At 55.4% G+C, this 19,424-nt stretch carries 18 protein-coding genes; 4 read left to right on the top strand and 14 right to left on the bottom strand.

Translation table 11 applies throughout. The features are described from left to right. Positions 1–50: 50 nt before the first annotated feature. A complete protein-coding gene (locus ABWL43_RS00925) occupies positions 51–260 on the top strand; it encodes a hypothetical protein (protein ID WP_404486271.1) in 210 nt (69 codons plus the stop codon). Positions 261–532: 272 nt separating this feature from the next. On the opposite strand, the gene ABWL43_RS00920 is transcribed toward ABWL43_RS00925, so the two are convergent. The 3 genes from ABWL43_RS00920 to ABWL43_RS00910 form a co-directional block, all read right to left on the bottom strand. Then, positions 533–1,339 carry a hypothetical protein gene (locus ABWL43_RS00920; RefSeq protein WP_404486269.1) on the bottom strand — a complete coding sequence of 269 codons (807 nt, stop codon included), beginning with the start codon at positions 1,337–1,339 and terminating at the stop codon, positions 533–535. 94 nt (positions 1,340–1,433) lie between these two features. Further along, entirely contained in the window at positions 1,434–3,248 is a 1,815-nt protein-coding gene (locus ABWL43_RS00915; protein WP_404486267.1) for an ATP-dependent nuclease, read from the bottom strand. 231 nt (positions 3,249–3,479) lie between these two features. Continuing rightward, positions 3,480–7,622 (bottom strand): ATP-binding protein, encoded by a 4,143-nt coding sequence (locus ABWL43_RS00910; RefSeq protein ID WP_404486265.1) that lies wholly within the window; start codon positions 7,620–7,622, stop codon positions 3,480–3,482. A 762-nt stretch (positions 7,623–8,384) separates the two neighbouring features. Between ABWL43_RS00910 and ABWL43_RS00905 the strand changes: the two genes are divergently transcribed. Then, on the top strand, positions 8,385–8,636 hold the full coding sequence (locus ABWL43_RS00905) for a hypothetical protein (RefSeq protein ID WP_404486263.1): 252 nt from the start codon (positions 8,385–8,387) through the stop codon (positions 8,634–8,636). Positions 8,637–8,924: 288 nt separating this feature from the next. On the opposite strand, the gene ABWL43_RS00900 is transcribed toward ABWL43_RS00905, so the two are convergent. From ABWL43_RS00900 to ABWL43_RS00870, 7 genes are all read right to left on the bottom strand, one after another. Then, positions 8,925–9,518 (bottom strand): hypothetical protein, encoded by a 594-nt coding sequence (locus ABWL43_RS00900; protein WP_404486261.1) that lies wholly within the window; start codon positions 9,516–9,518, stop codon positions 8,925–8,927. After that, entirely contained in the window at positions 9,515–10,087 is a 573-nt protein-coding gene (locus ABWL43_RS00895; RefSeq protein ID WP_404486259.1) for an RNA polymerase sigma factor, read from the bottom strand. Before ABWL43_RS00895 ends, ABWL43_RS00900 begins: the two co-directional genes overlap by 4 nt. A gap of 152 nt (positions 10,088–10,239) precedes the next feature. Beyond that, complete coding sequence (locus ABWL43_RS00890) at positions 10,240–11,880, bottom strand: von Willebrand factor type A domain-containing protein (RefSeq protein ID WP_404486257.1); 1,641 nt, start codon at positions 11,878–11,880, stop codon at positions 10,240–10,242. 221 nt (positions 11,881–12,101) lie between these two features. After that, the gene (locus tag ABWL43_RS00885) at positions 12,102–12,752 is read right to left on the bottom strand and encodes a DUF799 domain-containing protein (RefSeq protein WP_145159672.1); all 651 of its coding nucleotides are present in this window, start codon (positions 12,750–12,752) and stop codon (positions 12,102–12,104) included. Beyond that, a complete protein-coding gene (locus tag ABWL43_RS00880; RefSeq protein WP_106577341.1) occupies positions 12,749–13,111 on the bottom strand; it encodes a DUF4810 domain-containing protein in 363 nt (120 codons plus the stop codon). Before ABWL43_RS00880 ends, ABWL43_RS00885 begins: the two co-directional genes overlap by 4 nt. 29 nt (positions 13,112–13,140) lie before the next feature. Continuing rightward, positions 13,141–13,821, bottom strand: coding sequence for a CsgG/HfaB family protein (locus ABWL43_RS00875; RefSeq protein ID WP_010214228.1), 681 nt, complete (start codon positions 13,819–13,821; stop codon positions 13,141–13,143). 72 nt (positions 13,822–13,893) lie between these two features. Next, complete coding sequence (locus tag ABWL43_RS00870; RefSeq protein ID WP_404486255.1) at positions 13,894–14,076, bottom strand: hypothetical protein; 183 nt, start codon at positions 14,074–14,076, stop codon at positions 13,894–13,896. A gap of 198 nt (positions 14,077–14,274) precedes the next feature. Here ABWL43_RS00870 and ABWL43_RS00865 point away from each other — a divergent pair, with 198 nt between their 5' ends. Together ABWL43_RS00865 and ABWL43_RS00860 are read left to right on the top strand one after the other, a co-directional pair. Beyond that, positions 14,275–14,886 (top strand): hypothetical protein, encoded by a 612-nt coding sequence (locus ABWL43_RS00865; RefSeq protein WP_124416142.1) that lies wholly within the window; start codon positions 14,275–14,277, stop codon positions 14,884–14,886. Between the two features lie 16 nt (positions 14,887–14,902). Further along, positions 14,903–15,490, top strand: coding sequence for a hypothetical protein (locus ABWL43_RS00860; protein ID WP_119738306.1), 588 nt, complete (start codon positions 14,903–14,905; stop codon positions 15,488–15,490). Positions 15,491–15,639: 149 nt separating this feature from the next. Here ABWL43_RS00860 and ABWL43_RS00855 read toward each other — a convergent pair whose 3' ends face one another. From ABWL43_RS00855 to ABWL43_RS00840, 4 genes are all read right to left on the bottom strand, one after another. Beyond that, entirely contained in the window at positions 15,640–15,762 is a 123-nt protein-coding gene (locus ABWL43_RS00855; protein ID WP_277933770.1) for a hypothetical protein, read from the bottom strand. 146 nt (positions 15,763–15,908) lie between these two features. After that, the gene (locus tag ABWL43_RS00850; protein ID WP_404486252.1) at positions 15,909–16,031 is read right to left on the bottom strand and encodes a hypothetical protein; all 123 of its coding nucleotides are present in this window, start codon (positions 16,029–16,031) and stop codon (positions 15,909–15,911) included. Between the two features lie 146 nt (positions 16,032–16,177). After that, positions 16,178–16,744 (bottom strand): hypothetical protein, encoded by a 567-nt coding sequence (locus ABWL43_RS00845; RefSeq protein ID WP_404486250.1) that lies wholly within the window; start codon positions 16,742–16,744, stop codon positions 16,178–16,180. A gap of 69 nt (positions 16,745–16,813) precedes the next feature. Then, the gene (locus ABWL43_RS00840; RefSeq protein ID WP_404486248.1) at positions 16,814–19,384 is read right to left on the bottom strand and encodes an autotransporter domain-containing protein; all 2,571 of its coding nucleotides are present in this window, start codon (positions 19,382–19,384) and stop codon (positions 16,814–16,816) included. Positions 19,385–19,424 lie beyond the last annotated feature (40 nt).

Here is a 19,424-nt window from a genome sequence, read left to right as displayed (position 1 = left end):
CGAAGCAATCGGCGAAGGCGGGTTGCTTTGGCTCTACCATCGGTCTAACCATGAATGAACCACAACAGAACAGCGCTCAGATGCCGGATTACCTAAAGGCCCGAAAGCTGCATTTGAACGGAATAATTGCCGGCATGGCGGGCATGAAAAAGCTCAATGCAAAAGCAAACAAAGACAATAAAGTCGAGACGCTCACGATTGATGCAATCAAGGCAGAGCTTGATTTCATTGACCTCCAGCTCAAAAGAAAGAGTGGGTGATGAAGAAGCGGAAGCTTAAGCAGCTTTCGCTCGCTAGATCCTCCCATTACAAACAAGGCCTCTGACCTCTTCGGCGTCTGATCTATGGCGGCCGAAGGTGGACTTATAACCACTTTCGGCAAACAACGGTCGCAAGCCGCCCTAATCAAATCAAACTGAACCGTCAACCGAAAGTAAAGGATCAATCTCATCGACTCCATGCAAAGATGCGTAATAACTCCCCCCAACGTAACTTAATATCCTGCTGAAGATGCAAATGGAACACGCACCTCTCATATATCTACTTTAGAGTGACTTACTGTAATCATAGTATCCGGATCAAAAATCCCGTATTGAGACTGTTCATAATCTAATAAAGGACGGCCGCCAATACTAATATTTCCAGACTCCTTACTAGGCCAAAATATACCGAACGGCCGAGCACTGGAATACTTATAAATCTTAACGATTTGCGGCGCGCCGCCGATTAAGTCGTAGTTTCCTGTGCGTAGCATATCTCTCAAAACCTCAAGAGGCTCCATATCGAAACCCCCACTTTGCAATTTATCCTTTTCCTTTAATCGATTTATCAAACGCTCTTTATACTCGTCTTTATAATCACCGGTAATAGCTATAGACTTATCCCCATTAGGTCCAGTCCAGTTTCCAGTCGGCCGAAACGTAAAGCGTTTTATATTTGCATCATAATGCAGCAACCAAGACTGAAAAGCTGCTAGCTTCCAAGACCATCCCGCAATCAAAAAAGTAGCTTCTGGCTCATTACTTACTCCTAAAGGAAGGTCGTGAACAAGCCTAACCATACCGTTGAGTATCCTTAACAGATGACCCTTTAGATCGGTAATATCCATAGCTCTACTAAGCAATTTCGGATGTTGAGCTACTGCTGACTGCATCTGTAAAATTATGGGATATGCATACATTGTATCTCCCGCAAAGCAAACTACTGAATCTTCTCGTGGCAAAATCCTTATCTTCGGACAGCAGTCCCAGCGACACCCAAAGCCTAAACGGCTATCTGTTGCGACAACAAGCTCTTCAACTGACTCTATTTTTCTTGTCCAAGCTATACTTATGGTCATCACAAACTCCCTTTGCAAGCTATCAACCTTAGAACCCATCCACTTCAACTTAAGCCAACTGTAGCAACCCCTTCCAAAAAGCAAAAACAACAAATTACAAATAACCACTTACACGATAAGCCTCAAGATCCTTTATAAACATATGCAAATCAACTGGAACCTCATCCGCACGAAACTCGTCAATTATTTTGAAGTCCGTCAGGCTGATACCCCACGTATCTAAGGCATAGCCTCGAAGCTCCTTCAATATGGTTTTTCCGCAGACTATTTCCATTCTCCTATCTATGTCATCCCATTTCTTATGGAAAAAATCCAATGCTTCCCTTGCCAAGGTTGCACCATCCTTTCCTTGTGACCTATGAAATTCAGAAAATTTACTGATATACTGCCCTTGCAACTCAGTTTGAAACTTTACACTTAGCCTATCTAATATTTTATAAATATCGACATTTGGCTCCTCCACCTTGCCTGTACTACCGCGCTTAGCCTTTTCTCTTAAGGACGCCTTCACACACCTATCTAAAACAGAGGGCACCAATAGATAATTTTCTATCTCTTTTCTTAAGTGAATATGAGCGAACTTAAGGTCACTCTTTAACTCTGAAAGAACTTTATCAGTCTCTGCCTCACACCAATAATCTCGATCATAAACCGCTGCGATTTGAATGTCTGCACCAAGAGTGTTTTTCAAACCCCAAGCAAGAGCACGGACCTTAGGCCACGAGCTATATCCCCCAGACTCTAGCTGAGTAATATCATTGCCCGCAGCCAGCTCAATATATTTTAATTTTCTTGCAAACCGCCTTATAACTTTGTAGTCGTGGCTACCCTCCATGAAAAGGACTCGCTTGTTTCTAGCGAGCTGGGTTAATGTCATATTTTGGATGGAGCCCAGAGCATCTAGCGCCTCTTGAACCCCTTCTACATCCCGCACTCTTTTAGCAGAATTTTTGCTTTTATCAACTATTAGTATTTCCGCAGGGTCCGCATCACCTATAATCTCCGTAGAATGAGTTGCAATTACAAAATCATTTGTATGATCGCGAAGAAGTCCAAGCAACTGCCTTTGCAAGTCCGGATGCAAATAAACTTCAGGCTCGTCAACGACCGTCATACTAAATTCTTTTGACCTAGAAAGATGGGTTAGCAATTGGCACCATATTTGGAACCCAAACCCGGCCCAAAAAACCTCTCGATCCATTCGACCTTCAGTGCAAAACATTGAAAGCTTCCGAGCAAGTATATCTGTAATTTCCACTTTCTTCACAGACATTCCCGGCCAGGAGTTCTCCACCATCTCTTTAAAACTATCAAAGCCTTCGGGTCTCTGGTACCAGAAATTTCTAAAATGCCGACATGCTTTGGGTGTACCAAGTGATCTACGTACCGTATCTTCTGTTACTAAAGCTTCCTCATGTTCGAGAGGCCCAAGTACAGGAATCACTTGAATTGAAAACGGAAATGCTTTTTTGAATCCCGATACACTTTTTATAGGTGCACCCGGACACTCCCACGTCATAATACATCCGCCATCCTCAGGAAAGCCAAGATATATCTTGTTTCCATTATCAAATCTATATTCTATTTTTGTACCGGCGTATTCATAGTCCGTATGAACATTCTCCAAACTAACGGGAAGTCCATTTACCGGCACTTTATGACCAAGAACTCTACGTTCTTCAAAGTTTATATATTCAGGACTTCGGCTGTTTGCACACCGAAAAGCGGCGTCCAGTATGCGGAAGGCGCTTATTATTGTCGACTTTCCTGAGTTGTTTGGACCAACTAATATGTTGCAGGTATCAAGCGAGACTGAGTATGACTTTAACGCCTTGAAGTTTTTGAACCTTACAGAGCTGATATTGACCACTTCGAGATCCCTTTCGCTTATTTTGATCTCGTATACCATAGGGAATAACCGCAAACCATCCTATTCTCATGCCTCAGCCCTTTTTTAGAAGCTCCAAGCCCTTAGGTTGACCGCTAAGGGCTTTACGTCTGCTTTTTGGCCGAATGCTACCCGTCGGAACGGCCGTAATCGATCAAATGCAGCCAGTCAAAAGCGTCAAGAAATCATAGTACTTTCAGATTATCCTTTAGCCTGACCTTTGCCGTAGGGACAACGCCAACAAATGAGCCATCACTCGAACAACTCCGACTCCTCATGCATAACCACGAAGCCATCCTGAGGGATGTATTTAAGGTAGGTTCGAAAGTCGACTTGTGAGCCAGCGTCCCCTCGCTGGTCGATAAAACCACGATTCGCGAATCGCCTATAAAGCAGGCTTTTCCCTGTTTTTTCCAAGAATAAATCCAGTGCCGTTTTGCGTATAAACAACGCATTGTTGCGGTAGGGACCAGAGGTGAAAGCGATGAGAGAACCTGACTCATCCAGCCATCCACGTTGCTGATCCCAAATGAGATCCAGTGTCCTAACAAGATCTTGGCACGGCACATCTAGGCTGGGTCGATCAGTCTCAGATGTGAATTCATACTCCCATTCACCGCCCCTGCTCAAGGTCACCATTGTGCGTGCAAGCCCGTCACTATGTGTGTTGGTCGAACCTTCCTCTACAAGTTGATTAAAAGCAGCGCCGTCCGGGTACTCCCCAAGAAAGCTTCTGTAACAGCTCGCATTATGAGAGAAAGCACGGTCGATGAGATCGTAAGATCTCGTACCGAAAATCTCTTCATCAACTAATACTGACGTGTAGAAAACATCGAATGAAAGATACGGTGTTGTCCACGCATCATCCTCACCTAAATCGTCGGCGGCTTCACTACGCTGTAGAGCAATCCACATTACGCCACTGGCATCTGCGCAAGATAAGCGGGTCTCGTGCGCCGCGAAATCATCGGTTTTAACCCATTTTTTGACATCGCTTTCATGAGAAGGAAAAGCGTACTCACGCCGACGCAGTATGCTGTCGGGATAGATTCCCTCAGAGATCACATCTCTCATGTCGGTTAAATCACGCTTTCGCACATCTACTGACCAGTATTGATCTGGTCCAGGCACAGTGCCCTGATATGACGCACACGGAGGGATGTGATCTGAAAGGACCCCTAGTAGTCGATGAAGTGAGATCCAATAGTATTTTTTACCCAGCCGTTCGGCATAGCCCGCCCGGGCACGGCCAGAGCCGAACTCACTATTCAAAGCCCGATCGTAATTTAGTGCTCCTTCCTTGTAGCCGGGAAACCCGAGCCTCAAGGTCTCGACCATAATCCAGCAGGCAATGTTTTCCTTCGTTACCGAAGCAGCTTTAAGATCAAACCCAGAGACCTTTCCCTCCACCTGATACCGCCAAAAATCAGGCCCAATATTTGAGCCCCAAAGCTTCATATCTGGGGGAAGATGCTCCAGATCGAGAAGTGGCTTTGTATCAACTAGCGTCGGCCATGCTTGTATGACTGGACTTTTACTCGGAAAACGCCCCAACCGCTCTCTTAGCGGCTCATCAATACCGTGATCTTTGAGTAACTCCGCTAGCATCCGAATAGAATCCCGAATGATCACATTGGCTCGGTCGTATCCGTGAGAGACCAAGACCCGGAGGGCCGGAATGAATGAGGGACGCTGCTCGCGTGCGATCAAACATGCGCTGTATATGGCCTCAGTCACACTCTCAAGAATGTAATCATCATCGGATGCCAGAAAATTTCCAGCTAAACCACCTGAGAGCGGAGGATCAGCCACTATCAAACGCACCAGGCCTTTAGATGCTTGATCTCGAACGCGACGGTCCGCGCAAGACGTCAGCCACCCAAGAACAATGGCAGCCAATCGTCGGCTTTCACTTGGCCATCGCATAATATCAGCGGTCAGAGAGGCATCTAGCAGGGACTTGACCGCGCCATTATTGTCGTATGACTTGAACGCGGCACGCGATAGGTAAACATCCCTGTTTACCAAAGGCTGGCGAGTCAAGAAGTTGTCTAGCCATAGCTCTGCGTTAAGACGGTGGTGAGGCACCAAACTGACTTTTACAAAGACTTCGTATAAGTCTTCCCAAAGTCCCGGAACCTTCAGTGCAGCAAAGATCTCATCTTCCAGCCCGTTATTTTCGAAGCTCTTGCTAGAGCGCCATGCTAATCCGTGAACGAACAGTCGGTTGGCAAACTCGGCCTCCAATCCAATATCAGGATTTACGATTTCAATTCCCGTTTTCTCGGGAAGTACCGCCGCGAGTACTTCCAACAAGCCTCTGTCCTCAGGCGGAAGCAAGACCAAGCTGGCGCCTAATCCTTTCACATCGAATTCACCAGACTCATGTGTGTGAGCATCTACCAGCGATATGGCTCGAAGGACGTCGCCATATCGCTCGTATCCAAGCCTGACCGTCCAAGTGTCATCGGTTCCTTCAGTGAGTATAACTAGACCTTCACGCTGAAGCTCTCGAATGAATACCTCAGGCGTGAGTTCCGGACCCACTACATCACGAAGGCCGGCAGCGCATGATTCCCAAAGCCGATCACTTGCTGATGCACTCGTGAGCCTTTGCGCCAGACTCAGCATCGATTGGCGGACCAAATTTTTCGGACTTGAATAGCCCAGTCGTTCTTTGACCGCAGCGTTGCTATATTTGAGGTGCCGTTCGAGCAAGGCAGAAAAACCTGGCAAGGATACATCCAGGGTTTTGCTCCCCTCTTCCTGCAAAGTTTTGCATGCCAAATGGAGGAATAACGGATTGCTCAACTCCTCCGAAAAAAGAGGAGTGATTTCTGAATCAAGCCCATAGAAATCAGCGAACGCTTGGAGTGCTTCGACTCCATGCCCGTTAAATCCTCGGTGTTCAAATGCATAGCCTGGAAATCTGGAATCAGTAACCAAGTCTTTATAAGTATCACGTGCAGATACGCAAATTTTTACTCCAGGGTATGGCTTACACTGCTGGATCAGTTCGGGAAGTTTTGCCTTCCAACGAGCAGCAGCCCGACTTTCATTAAGCGCATCAATGAATATTACGAACGGTAGGCCTGCGTGCTCGGCGGACGTGCTCAAACACTGGAACAGGTCATCACGCCCAATTTGAGCACCAAAGCCAAGCTTGCTTCGAATGGTTTCCCAAGGCTCGCCCCCATCAAAATCGTCTCCAAACACCACGAGAGACAGACCACCTTCTGCGAAACGCCGATAGGCCGCGCTGACTATTGCGTGGGTTTTTCCGACACCCGCCGGTCCGACGAGAAGCAACGAATTGCCCTCTGAAACGCTCATTTGGGGACAGGTCAGAATCTTTTCCACAGATTGATTAAGCTGGAAAAGCTCTCTTGCCGAGTCCATAGCCTCGGCGGGAAAAGCGCACATGTACTCAGCGTTGAATTGCCGAAAACTCGGGGTATCACTTTCCATACCATGCTGTTTAGCAAACGCTGCCTCTTGACCCTCCTTTGCTGTGAGCAAAACGGGTTTTAGCTGAATGACCGTTTTCAAAGCCTGGGTGACTGACTGCTCCGGCTTCTCGCTCTCCCGAACCTCGGCTAAGTGCAGCGATAATTGTTCAAGCAAGCTTTCTGCTTCTGCTTTTTTGTTCTTGTTGAACAGATCGAAAACGTCGTTCGTACGTCCGCGCAGTGATCTCAGTTCGCTTCGGATTGGGGAAAAGGTTTGACGTCGCCATTTTGAAAAATCAGCTGTTCCACCGAAGAAATCCAGGATGTCATGGGCATCGGTCACCACGTCTAATTGGCCCATATACCGAGGCCCAGCAAACTCCCGAGCCTGGTCAAGGCATTGCTGAACTTGAACCGGTGTAAGTACAGAATCGTCAAACCAGTAACGACGAATCCCTCCATGCGTATCCAATTGCTGGAGCTGTTCACGCATCACTGTAGCGCTACACAAAACGATTTTGACGCGCTGACCTTCAGCTTCGCTACGCTGTTCTAGCTCCTCTTTCCATCTCTCAAATCGTTCGACCTCACCCTGCCCACGTGCACCTCCAGCGACTCGCCCGGTTAGATCGAATGGGATGTAGATCCAGTATTCTGAAAGGGCTGGATGGTTCAGGCGGGCCGCTGTGACCGATTTTGTTATTTGCCCTAGCTCTTTGGCGCCAAGCTGGAAAAAATACTTTGCCTGTGCTCCCAACACCTCCCCATGCGGTGAGCGGAAATACGCCTCAACACCACCATCTCCACCATCACCCCGCAGACTGAAGAAACTTGAGTCCTCGGGAGCATCGCAGCTGAAGCGGAATAGCTGTACAGATAAGGCTTCAAAACTGTCATTTTTGCTTTTTGGAGCGCTGCGAATATTGGTGAAGTCGATCGTTGGCATACGTGCTACTCCATTCGGTAATTTCGGATCCTAAAAATATTGTACTGGTATCTGAAGAAATGGCTCTAGGCGATTGTGGCCAGATTCGTTGACCCATTTGCGTCGTTTCATGACTTTCTTAAATGCCTGCAGATTGCCGGGTAGCAGTCCTTCTTAGTGAAAGGCTCTAGCTCGCTGACACCCGCCTTAATCATCACAAACCGCTCCTTCCAGAGCGTTCATTGATGTAACACATATTTGCCATGTAACACGCAAATCGGCAAACCAATAGCAGCTGTGTAACGCCATATAAATCATTTAAAATCATAAGCTTATACATAATTGTAACGCGTATAACACGCGTAACACGGTTTTATTAGGGTATCCCCCAAGCCCCATCAATATTGCTCCTCCAGCGAGACGAGATCGATCATGCTCTTGGCTTTGGATAGATAGTGGGGACCCTGACGATATTGCTGCAACACGGGGCATAAAACCCGCGGAATCGTGTTAGCGGGAAGCCTCACAGCTTAGTGAACAGGTGAACCTGGTGAACTCCAGTTCACCTGTGCATTTGCCCTACCGTTTGGGCGATCTGCTGGCATCGTTACCAGTACGGTAACGATGCCCTCTTTTCTTCAAAATCCTTTCAATTTCAACGATTGAAATTTCAGTAACTTTCCACGCCTCCCACTAACTCTATCCCGCGGGTTTCATGCCCCGTGTACTCAGGATATCGTCAGGGTCCCCAGCACCTTTTCTGCAAGCCACCCGAGATATCAGATGAGTAACCTCCAGAACCTAATCGTAAATGCCCGATCCGGCTTAGCTCTCGACGAAAAAATCTCTGATGGCAGTTGGCAGGCAATCGCTAAGCAATGCGGTGCCGCTGAGATCGAAGAAATCGAAAAGCGTATCGTCAGCTTACGAGCCGAGCTAGAAACGGTTGAGGAGTGGGACGGAGATACCCAAGATGACATACACCTCGCAATTTACAGCTTCACCCAATTACTGAAGGCAGCGAAAGCACGGTAGTTGTGCTGGTGGCGAAAGGACCACAGGTTCAACGTGGAGAGGCCATTGAAGACAGCGAGTCACCCATCGGATCTAGGTTACGAGGAGCTTCGATGGAGCCTTCACAAAGAGCGTTAACGGCGTCAGCACACTGCACCCTGTATGCCCACGTGTATGCCTAACCGACGAACTACCAAAGAAACCCAATAAATACGGGCATCTTACCGCCCAGTTCAAACGACGCCGGGCACCAGATACAGACGAAACAGCCCCAGGTCGAAAGGCCTGGGGCTTTTTTGTGGGTGTCGATTAACGCTTCTGCAAAGCCTCCACCCGCGCCGGCAAGTCTTCCTTGGGAAAGCGCTTATGCAGCGCCAGCAGCTGTTCATCGGCCGCTCTGGTTTCTCCAGCCCGGCGCAGCTCCACGATCTGCTGCAACCCCTCCTCCAATGATGGCAACGCCACCGCACGCTTGCTGAGTTTCGCGGCCGGCTCATCCGCCATTGCGCCGGCCACCTCAGCCTGAGCCGGTGGTGCGGCAGCCATGCGGGCCATGGGCGCCGGTGCTGGCGCTGAATACGCTTGGACCACTGGGCGAGCGAGTTCCGGGTGGGGCGCGGAGAAGGTCGCGGTGGATATCTCCGGTTGCGGCACGGGCGAGCGCATCACCACGCCGATCATCAGCGCCACGCCGGCGACGGTGGCGAAAGCCATCTGCCAGCGCGGCTGGCGGCAGGCGTTCAGCCAGCGTTGCCAAAGGCTCGGCGGCGGCGTTGGAGCTTCGCGGCGGGCGGTGTTGAGGATGAAGGCGTCGAGGGACGCGGGCGGTTCGCCTGTGCTGTGTTGACGAAAGTGTTGGAGCAACACGTCGTCGGGGTCCTGGGTGTGTCGGGAGTCGGTCATGCAGGTATCTCCTCGGCCAGCAGGCGGCGCAGTTTCTGCTGGGCGTAGCGCAGGCGGCTTTTGACGGTTTCCAGCGGGGCACCGGTGAGGGCGGCGATTTGCGGCACTTCGAGGTCGCCGTGCAGGCGCAGCAGGAAGACTTCGCGCTGGTCTTCGGGCAAGTCTTGCAACGCAGCGTCGAGGCGCGCCTGGTCGCGGCTCAGGCTCAGTTGCTGCTCGGGGCCGGCGCTGTCGTCGGGCTGGGCGTGCAGTTGCTCATCGTAGCTGTCGTGCAGCGGGTTGTGGATACCGTGCTTGCGCCAGTGATCGATCAGGCGGTTGCGGGCAATCTGGAATAACCACGTACGAAAGCTCGCCCGACCTTGTGGCTGGGTGCTGCTGCGGATCAGGCTGAGCCAGGTTTCCTGGTACACCTCTTCGGCCAGTTCGACCTTGTTGCTCAGGGACACCAGGAACCGGTACAAACCTTGGCGATGGCGCGCGTACAAAAGCTCGAACGCAGTGCCGTCACCGGCTCGGTAGCGGGCCAGCAGCGCTTCGTCGCTGGGTGAATCATCGGGTACGGCCATGTAGGTGGCGAACTCCTTTCGATGGATCAATGCAGATTACCTGTGGGAGCCGGGCTTGCCCGCGATGCAGACGCTTCGGTGTTTCAGGCGCACCGCAGTGATGCTATCGCAGGCAAGCCAGCTCCCACATTGGATCGGCGCTGCAGGCAAAATCAGTGCTTAAGACTCTGCGCCAACTCCACCAGTTGCACGAACTCGTTGCGCAGCCCGAACGGGTCATCGCCTCGGGCCGAGCGGGCCAGTGCGGCGGTGTCCTGCAAACTCATGCTGCCAGTGTAGCGGCCATCGCCCTTGAGCTGTTGGGCGAAGGCTGCCACGGCTGCCGAGAAGCGCAGGTCGTCGCTGGCGACGGTCGCTTGGTTGCCGATGGGCCGCTCTATCAATTGGCTGTCGCCGCCCGCTGCCGGTTTATAGCGCACGCGCAGCATCGCCAACTCTGTGGATGTGTGTTCAGCCGCCGGCGCAGCGGCGTAGCGCAACGGCTCCAGCCAGCCTTTCTGGCCCGTCGGGACAATTTCGTACAACGCCGTCACGGTATGCCCTGCGCCGATCTCGCCGGCATCCACCTTGTCGTTGTTGAAATCCTCACGTTTCAAGGCGCGGTTTTCATAGCCCAGCAGTCGGTACTCGCTGACCTGGGCCGGGTTGAATTCCACTTGCAATTTCACATCCCGCGCTACAACCGCCAGGGTTGAACTGAGCTGGTCGACGAGTACTTTTCGCGCTTCGCGCAAGTTGTCGATGTAGGCGTAGTTACCATCGCCCGCGTCGGCCAATTGCTCCATCAGGTGTTCGTTGTAGTTATCCACACCAAAGCCCAGGGTGGTCAGCGACACGCCGCTTTTACGCTGCTCGGCCGCCATCTGCTTGAGGCTGTCGAAGTCGCTGATGCCCACGTTGAAGTCACCGTCAGTGGCCAGCAGGATGCGGTTGATGCCCTTGTCGATAAAGCCTGCGCGGGCCATCTGGTAAGCCAGCTCGATGCCGGATGCGCCGGCTGTGGAGCCGCCCGCCGTGAGTTGGTCGATGGCATTGCGGATATTGGTTTTGTCGCGGCCGGAGGTGGGTTCGAGCACTACGCGGGACTCACCGGCATACACCACCAGCGACACGCGGTCTTGGTCACGGAGCTGGTCCACCAGTAATTTCAAGGTGCTTTTCACCAGCGGCAAGCCTTCGCGGCGGTCCATGGAACCGGACACATCCACCAAAAAAACCAGGTTGGCCGGCGCCAGCTCCGCGACGGTGCGGTCGGACGCCTTGATGCCGATGCGCAGCAGCCGAGTGTGCGGGTTCCACGGTGTGGCGGCGATCTCTGTGGTCACGCCAAACGGCGAGCCGTCGGTGGGGCGTGCGTAGTCGTAGGGGAAGTAATTGACCATTTCCTCCAATCGCACAGCACCTTCAGGCGGTAGACGGCCTTGGTTGAGGAAGCGTCTTACGTTGGCATAGCTGCCGGTGTCGACATCGACACTGAAGGTCGAGACGGGCGTTTCGGCCACGCGGTGCACCGGGTTGTCCGGCAGGTTTGCGTAGTGCTCGCGGGGTTCGCTGCGGTAGGCCATCGCCGCTGAATCCTGACTGACCATGCGCATGGCCATTGGCGCCGGCATCGGCATGCGTTTGCTCACCGCACCCTGTACCGGCGCGCTTTGCAGTTCGGCGACAGGTGCAGCCTGCTCAGGCTTGGCGGCATCACGGGAAGAAGACAACCCACAACCGGCCAACGCGACCAGCAACGTAACGATAAAGCCGTGGGCAGCAGGGCGCAGGAAAAGCAGCGGACGGGACATGGGCTGAACCTCGTGAATGAATGATCCGTTCACAAGGTCAGACGCAAGGTGTGGAGGGTTCGGGTTAAACCGGAGTCGGATAACACCTCGATCACTGTGCAAGTGTGTAGACGCTGGCTTGCCTGCGAAGCAAACGCCTCGGTTTTTCAGTTAAACCGAGGTGATGCTATCGCAGGCAAGCCAGCTCCCACATAAGATCTGCAGTGTTTTCCCTACCCGGATCAGTCGGTGCCGTACTTCGGATTACGCGGACCGTACAGAATCCCGGTGCGTTGCCCCGCCGACAGCAGGCGCGCACTGGTGATGCCGGCAATCGGGTGCGCGGCATCGGTGGAGCTGTTGATCACCTGCTTGACCGCCGCCGTGATCAGCATGCCCACCAGGCCGCCGCCATTGTTGTTGCCTTCCTCGCTCGACGCCCGCGCCGAACCGGTCCACAGCGTGGTGCCGGTGCGCAGGTCGACAAGCTTGGCCGACGCCGTCACCGAGGTGTCGCTGGAGATCAGCATGTACTTGGTGCCGTACTCGCTGACAGTGATGTACAGCGCCGCGTCCGCACCAAAGATGTCATGCAGCTTGGCCGGTGCCACACCCTGGATGTCGTTGGCGGTGGTCAGGCCGTTCTGGCGGAAGGTTTCGTCCACCAGGGCAATCGGCAACACGTAGTAGCCCGCTTCGGCCAGCGGGTACGTCACCTGCGACACCAGGCTGTAGGACGCTTGCACTTCCGGCGACTCATTGATCGGCGGCAGTACCAGGATCGACTTCGGCCGCGCCTGTTTGTACGCCGTGTAATCGATGGTCTTGGGCGCTGCGCAACCACCGAGCAAGGCCAGGGCCAGCAAGGCGCCCGTGAGTTTTAACAGGCTCATTTGGTGGCGACTCCGGTCTTGGCGTTTTTCAGCAGAAAGTCCATGTAGGAAGCAGACTCGGGGAACAGGGCCTTCTCGGTGCGAAACTCCTGCACCATCTGGTCATCCTTGCCCATGGTCATGTACAGCATGCCCAGGTGGGCGTGGTAACCCGGCGGCGCCTTGCGGCCACTGGCGTTGATCTTTTGCAGATCGCGCTCCAGCGCCTCAACCTGCGCTTCCTTGGGCTCGCCCTTGAAGTACTCGTAAACCTGCGGCTGGTAGCTTTCCCACTGATACAGGGGTTGGGGCGCCGTTTGGCACCCGGCGACCGTCGCGATTGTTGTCAGCATCAGCGCCAACTTCACTGCCTTGCTCATCCGTGTACTGCTCCTTGAGGTGCTGCTGATCAGTTGCGCGGGTTCCAGGCGCCGGCGTTGATGCCGTCGACGAGGCGGTTGATGGCTTCGCGCATGGCCAGGTCCAGGACCTTGCCATTGAGGGTGGAGTCGTAGCTGGCGGTGCCGCCAAAGCCGATGACTTCACGATTGGACAGCGCGTATTCACCGGCGCCCTGGGTGGAATACACCACTTCGGAGGTGCTGATGTTGACGATGTTCAGCGCGACTTTAGCGTAAGCCACTTGGGTTTTACCGCGGCCAAGAATGCCGAACAGCTGGCGGTCGCCGGTCTCTTTGCGGCCGAACTCGGTGACGTCACCGGTCACTACGTAGTCCGCGCCTTTAAGCTTCTGTACGGTGCCTTTGATCGCGGCTTCCTGGGAAATTTCGCCCATGTTGTCGCGGTCCAGCACGCTGAAGCGGTTGGTCTGCTGCAGGTGGGTGATCAGGATGGTCTTGGCCTGGCCACCGAGGCGGTCGACGCCGTCGGAGAAGATGCCGCGCATGTAGCTGGAGCGGTTATCGAATTTGCCCACGGCAATCGGCACGCGCACGCCGGAATAGGCGACGTTGGCGCTGGCGACTTGTTCCACCGGCATCGCGCGGTTGCTCTCCGTGGCGCAACCGGCCACGGTCAGCAGCGCTGCGGCGGTGAGGCCAGACAGCAGGATTTTGGACAGTGTTTTCACAGGGTGCTCCTAGGGTGAGAGGTCCGCGGTTGCAGCGGGTGAACCCGCGGGAGGGACTGTTGTGTACGTCAACTACGCTGTCGCGGCGATCAGACCTTGCTGAAAAAAACGCGCGATCTTGCCCAGCACCTCAACATCAAAGGTGTCGGGCCAGCAGGCAGGTGTTTTGGCAAGGATGACCGGCGCGCAGCGGCCCGGCTGGAAAGTGCAGCCCGCCATCAGGCAGGTGACGGGGAGAAAAGCAGAAGTGCGCATTGCTTGATTCGTCCTTGAAAAATGCGATGTAGCCAATGCCGCGGCATTTTACGGGGTTGCCCGATGTACTCAAGCGGTTTTGCCGCCACCGTGAAGTTCGCCGCCCAACGGCGGCCTGCTAAGCTGCGCGCCCACCTCAAGTTTCACAGCCACCGGTCGAGACACTGGCTTGGCTTGCTCATTAAATAGGGATATTGCGTGTTGAACACCCTCCTGAGGGCTGCGGCCCTGATCGCGACGCTGTCGATGACCGGCTGCGTCTCCTACACCGTCACCGGCCCCATCGGTGCCCCGCTCCACCCGGCTGCTGCCAGCAGCCCGCGCAGTGCACAAATCGCTGACGTGACGGTGAACGCCGCCGACGTCAACGAGGCCAACAAAACTGCGATCAGCCGCTCGCTCACGGCCCAGCTCAACCAGTACGTGCGCGCGGCGGGTTACTTCAAGCAGGTCACCGAGTACCCCACGCGCCTGGAAGAAAACGACGTGGTGCTCAAATTCAACATGACCTCACTCAAAGGCCATCGCGCACCGCACCCGGCCTACATACCCGGCGCACTGCTGACGCTGACGATCTGGATCTGGGTCAACGGGCCGATCTACGTCGACAGCTTCGACGTGGCCGGCAACCTGGTGATCGTCGACCGCAACGGCAAAGAACTGGCCACGGCCGAGCAAGCGCTCAAGTTCGAACACAACGTCGGTCTGTATGGCGGCGAATACTGGGCACCGTCGATGGGCGCCCAGCAGCTGAACAAACTGGTCGCGCAACTGCTCGATACCGCTACCGCCAAACTGGCCAAACCCTGAATTCAAGGAGCAACACATGAAAGGATTGATCAAGCACAGCCTGGTCCTCGCCGCGATCTTGCTGAGCGGTTGCGTGTCCTACTCGCAACACGAACTGCCACCGGTGCAGACCTGGCCGCCGACCGCCAACGCGCCAGCGCAGAAACCCAGCGCATTCGTGCGCACCACAGCGCTGAACCAGGTCAACGGTGGCCCCGCCAACGCCGCCGCCGGCGCCCCGGCAGCGCTATGGGAAAAAGCTGTGGCGGATGCCTTCCGCCAGTCCAACCGCTTTGCGCGGGTAAGCACTGACAAAGTGGACTCGGACATTTACGCCGACGCCAAGCTGTATAACAACGAACAGTTCAGCATGGCCTCGGCGATCATTACCGGTGCCACCTTCTTCATTATTCCGTCCACGGCGAAAAACACCTTCACGATGGAAACGGTGTTCAAGGACAAGGACGGCAAAGAATTGGGCCGGGTGAGCAAAAGCGAATCCGTGCGCACCTGGATGCACCTGGTGCTGATCCTGGGCATCCCGTTCCAGGCGAACACGGGTGAAGTGGTTGAAGCGTTGACGCGCAGCACGCTGGACGAAGCGGTGCAGCGCAAGTTGTTCTGATTCGGCAGCGATCGCACCCTGTGGCAAGCGGGCTTGCCCCGCGTTGGACTGCGTAGCAGGCCCATTTTTGGGGGTCGCTTCGCAACCCAACGCGGGGCAAGCCCGCTCGCCACGGTCACCGTGCTCGCCTTGGCAATTGCGTCGCCGGCTCAGTCCGCGGCCACTGTCACCTCCACCGGTTTGCGCTCACCCGTCGCCGTCACTTCATAAATGCTCATCACAAACGCATCACTGATGACCGTCTCAATCAGGTAATGCTTCTTCGGCTGCACGGTGACGATCGCACCCTGTGGCGAGCGGGCTTGCCCCGCGTTGGACTGCGTAGCAGGCCCATTTTTTGGGGTCGCTTCGCAACCCAACGCGGGGCAAGCCCGCTCGCCACGGTCGCAGTGCTCGCCTTGGCAAGTGCGTCGCCGGCTCAGTCCGCGGCGACTGTCACCTCCACCGGTTTGCGCTCACCCGTTGCCGTCACTTCATAAATGCTCATCACAAACGCATCACTGATGACCGCCTCAATCAGGTAATGCTTCTTCGGCTGCACGGCAGCGATCGCACCCTGTGGCGAGCGGACTTGCCCCGCGTTGGACTGCGTAGCAGGCCCATTTTTGGGGGTTGCTTCGCAACCCAACGCGGGGCAAGCCCGCTCGCCACGGTCGCAGTGCTCGCCTTGGCAAGTGCGTCGCCGGCTCAGTCCGCGGCCACTGTCACCTCCACCGGTTTGCGCTCACCCGTCGCCGTCACTTCATAAATGTTCATCACAAACGCATCACTGATGACCGTCTCAATCAGGTAATGCTTCTTCGGCTGCGGCGTAAACACTTGAGTCGCCGGTTGCGCCGTAATGGCATAGCCAAACATGGAATGCATCGGAATGCCGTTGAGCGTCGCGATCTGCTGCTTGACGTTCGCGTGTATGCGCAGCGGTTTGTTGGCCTCGATCACTTTGTCGATAGAGTCAGTGCCACCGCCGATTTTTTTCAGGTAGCCCGGCACGCGGCTGAAGTAATACCCGTCGTAGACCCGCTCGCCAGCCTCGGCCAAGCCATAACTCGACTCCGCGTACGCCAGGGAATAGGTCACGGGGTTGTCGCCTGCGCCGCCCTTGGTGCGAAATGTCAGGCTGGCCTGATGGTCATTGGTGGCCAACGGAACCACCGGCTTCGAGAAGTTTTGCTCGGCAAGCCGATGGCTGCTGCACCCCGCCATCAGCACGGCAAAGGCCAGTGCGACGGGGATTGCGATGGATGCTTTCATAAGAACCTCGAGGTTGAATAATCGTGGTCCGGGGCCAGCAGGCCCCGGACCGAGCAACGCCGTCAGCGCTTAAAAGGCATACCGTGCCTTGAGCATTACGCCATCGGCGTCAAACCCGCTGCGCGCCTGGCGGGTGTAGCTGGCGCCCACGGTAAAGTCCGACACCTGGTAGTTCACACCCACGCTGGCTTCATAACTGTCACGCGCCACCGAAGCGCCGGTGACGGTGAATGGCGAGCCACCTGCCACGAAGCTGGAAGTTTGCGCGACGCGATCGCCCATCAGGTCGTGATAGGCCATCAGGGTTGCTTCCGGTTGCAGCTTGCCAGCACCCATCGGCAGGTTGCCTGCCAACCGCAGGCCGGCGCCCAGCTCACCCACTTCATAGCGTTGCGAGCGGGTGCTCAGCGCTGCCGAAGAGCCCTTCTCGTCGTAGCCATCCATGCGCACGTTGGCATAACGCGCCGCCACGCGCGGCTCGATCACCACCGCCTGCGACGGCTTGAAGCTGTAGCCGCCGATCACGCTGGCGGCCAACACATTACTGTCGTAGCTGCCCTTGGCCGTGGTGCCCGCCACATGGCGTTTGCTGTCGTTGTCGTTGTGGCCGTAGCTGAGGCTGCCGTCGACAAACCAGTTCTGCAGCGCCCAGTTGCCATACAGCGACAGCGCGTGGCCCTCGACGTCAGTCTTGTTGCCCAGGTCGGAATGGATGTTGGAGTTGAGGTAGCTGTAGGCCACGCCCAAGCGGGTGGTGTCGTTCAAGCGACCGTCCACACCCACCGCCATGCCGCTGCTGTTGGCCGAGTAGCCGTTGTTGCCGCCACGGCCGTCCTGGTCCATGTTGCTGCTCAGGCCCTGCACCCACACGCCGCCGGTTTGATGGCCTTCGCGCTGATCAGTGAGGCGGTTGAAGATCGCGCCGTTGATCACGGTTTGACCCGACAAGGCCACATCCAGCGCGCCACGGTTGACGTCTGGCTTGAGCTGCTCGCTCACCTGAGCAAGCTGTTGCGCAGTACCGGCGTTGGCGAGGGACTGGAACACGGGGTCGTTCTGGTTCAGCCCGCCGAGCACCTCGTTCTTGAAGGTATTGACCGCCGTCGCCGCTGCGGCGGTGGCACCTGCACCGGTAAGTTCCTGCTGCACTTGCTGGTTGTCTTTAACCGCGACGACAGCCTTGACCGTTTGGGCATCCGCCGAGTAGCTGAGCACGTTGAGCAGCGATGAAGAACTGGCAACAGACAGCCCGTTGTTTTGCACGCTGCTGGCTTGCAGCAGTGTGTACTGGGTGCCGTTGTTGGTGCGGGTGAAATCGCCAGGGTTGGCGCTCACGGTCAGCTTTGAGGCCTGGGCAAAATTGGCCGTGCCGTTGACCGTCAGGTACGGCGTGGTCGGCACCACGCTGTCGGCCAAGTGCATATCAATGCCCGCGCCGCTGGCGACGTTGAGGTCGCCGGTGATCGTGGTGCCCGGCGCAGAGAGGTTCAACGAACCGGCGTTGACCGAGACCGGCGCAATGATGCGCTGGCCGACGAAATCAGCCTGGCCTGCGACATTCACCGCGTTCAAGTTGAGCAGGTCGCCGGTGATTTTGCCGCCCGTCCAGTTCAGCGTGGCGAGGTTGGCGGCGTCGATGGCGGTGCCGGCGTTACTGCGGATCTCGCCGGCTTGCTGGTTGATTTCGAAAGGCGAGGTTTGGTACCGCGCATCCACCAGGATCGCCGTGCTGTCGGCCTTGATCAGGCCACGGTTGACGATGCCGCGCGCGCCCGTCTGTGGGTTCAAGGTAAAGGTCGCGCCCCGCAGGCTGACAGCGACCGCGTTGGCGCCATTGGCTTCGATAGTGCCAGTGTTGAGCAGATAGTCGTAAGTACCGGAGTCGAACCGAACCGCTCTGGCAAGGCCGCCATTGACCGTCACCAACCCGCTGTTTTCAATGCGCAGGTCACTGGTGTCGGTTTCAACCTCAATGCCCAGCGCCTCTTCACCGGTGACGCGAATGGTGCCGGAGTTGAGAATCTTGCCACCGACGGTCACCGGCAAATTGTTGTGGGTGTCCAGGATCAGGCCGAAGCCATAGTAGGACGTCACGTCCACCAGGCCGGAGTTGACGACATCGCCGCCTACGGTGGTGCCGTTGAGGTAGATCCCCTCACCGTCGCTCTCGGGACCGGAACCCGGAACGTCGACGGTGATGATGGTGCCAGTGTTGATCACGTTGCCGCCGACGGTGGCGGCGCCTACCTCAAACCCTTCGGCCCAGGTCTGGTTGGTCAGCCTGATCACACCGGACTGAACCACATCGCCGGTGATAATGCCGCCACGGGCTCTGAGATCTGAGTCAATCGCACCATCCACCACGAACCCGCGAATGTTGAGGCCACTGCCATCGATGGTGTAGTCGGCGCGGTTGATCAGCGAGCCCTGAATATCGGTCTCGGCAACACTCGCCCCATCGACATAACGCTGGGTGGCCACCACATTGCGTGAACCGACCAAGGTCACAGGCTCGTTGAACACCTGGCCTTTCCACGTGTTCTGGCCGCTGCTGACGTCAAATTCCACCGCAGCAACGTGCGCGGCGCCTGCGCTGACCATCAAGGCCAACAGGGTTTTCTGGAACGGCTTACGCTTCATTTCAAACTCCATGAACTACAGTCAAAGCCGCCAATAAGCC

The sequence above is a fragment of the Pseudomonas sp. HT11 genome (assembly GCF_044875395.1).
Lineage (GTDB): Bacteria > Pseudomonadota > Gammaproteobacteria > Pseudomonadales > Pseudomonadaceae > Aquipseudomonas.
Note: the sequence above shows the minus strand (reverse complement) of the source record. Positions and strands in the feature narration are given on the sequence as shown.

Bases quoted from the DNA above. Each gene is read 5' to 3' on its own strand.
- ABWL43_RS00925 (WP_404486271.1), top strand. From the start codon at position 51: ATGAATGAACCACAACAGAACAGCGCTCAGATGCCGGATTACCTAAAG.
- ABWL43_RS00920 (WP_404486269.1), bottom strand. From the start codon at position 1,339: ATGACCATAAGTATAGCTTGGACAAGAAAAATAGAGTCAGTTGAAGAG.
- ABWL43_RS00915 (WP_404486267.1), bottom strand. From the start codon at position 3,248: ATGGTATACGAGATCAAAATAAGCGAAAGGGATCTCGAAGTGGTCAAT.
- ABWL43_RS00910 (WP_404486265.1), bottom strand. From the start codon at position 7,622: ATGCCAACGATCGACTTCACCAATATTCGCAGCGCTCCAAAAAGCAAA.
- ABWL43_RS00905 (WP_404486263.1), top strand. From the start codon at position 8,385: ATGAGTAACCTCCAGAACCTAATCGTAAATGCCCGATCCGGCTTAGCT.
- ABWL43_RS00900 (WP_404486261.1), bottom strand. From the start codon at position 9,518: ATGACCGACTCCCGACACACCCAGGACCCCGACGACGTGTTGCTCCAA.
- ABWL43_RS00895 (WP_404486259.1), bottom strand. From the start codon at position 10,087: ATGGCCGTACCCGATGATTCACCCAGCGACGAAGCGCTGCTGGCCCGC.
- ABWL43_RS00890 (WP_404486257.1), bottom strand. From the start codon at position 11,880: ATGTCCCGTCCGCTGCTTTTCCTGCGCCCTGCTGCCCACGGCTTTATC.
- ABWL43_RS00885 (WP_145159672.1), bottom strand. From the start codon at position 12,752: ATGAGCCTGTTAAAACTCACGGGCGCCTTGCTGGCCCTGGCCTTGCTC.
- ABWL43_RS00880 (WP_106577341.1), bottom strand. From the start codon at position 13,111: ATGAGCAAGGCAGTGAAGTTGGCGCTGATGCTGACAACAATCGCGACG.
- ABWL43_RS00870 (WP_404486255.1), bottom strand. From the start codon at position 14,076: ATGCGCACTTCTGCTTTTCTCCCCGTCACCTGCCTGATGGCGGGCTGC.
- ABWL43_RS00860 (WP_119738306.1), top strand. From the start codon at position 14,903: ATGAAAGGATTGATCAAGCACAGCCTGGTCCTCGCCGCGATCTTGCTG.
- ABWL43_RS00845 (WP_404486250.1), bottom strand. From the start codon at position 16,744: ATGAAAGCATCCATCGCAATCCCCGTCGCACTGGCCTTTGCCGTGCTG.
- ABWL43_RS00840 (WP_404486248.1), bottom strand. From the start codon at position 19,384: ATGAAGCGTAAGCCGTTCCAGAAAACCCTGTTGGCCTTGATGGTCAGC.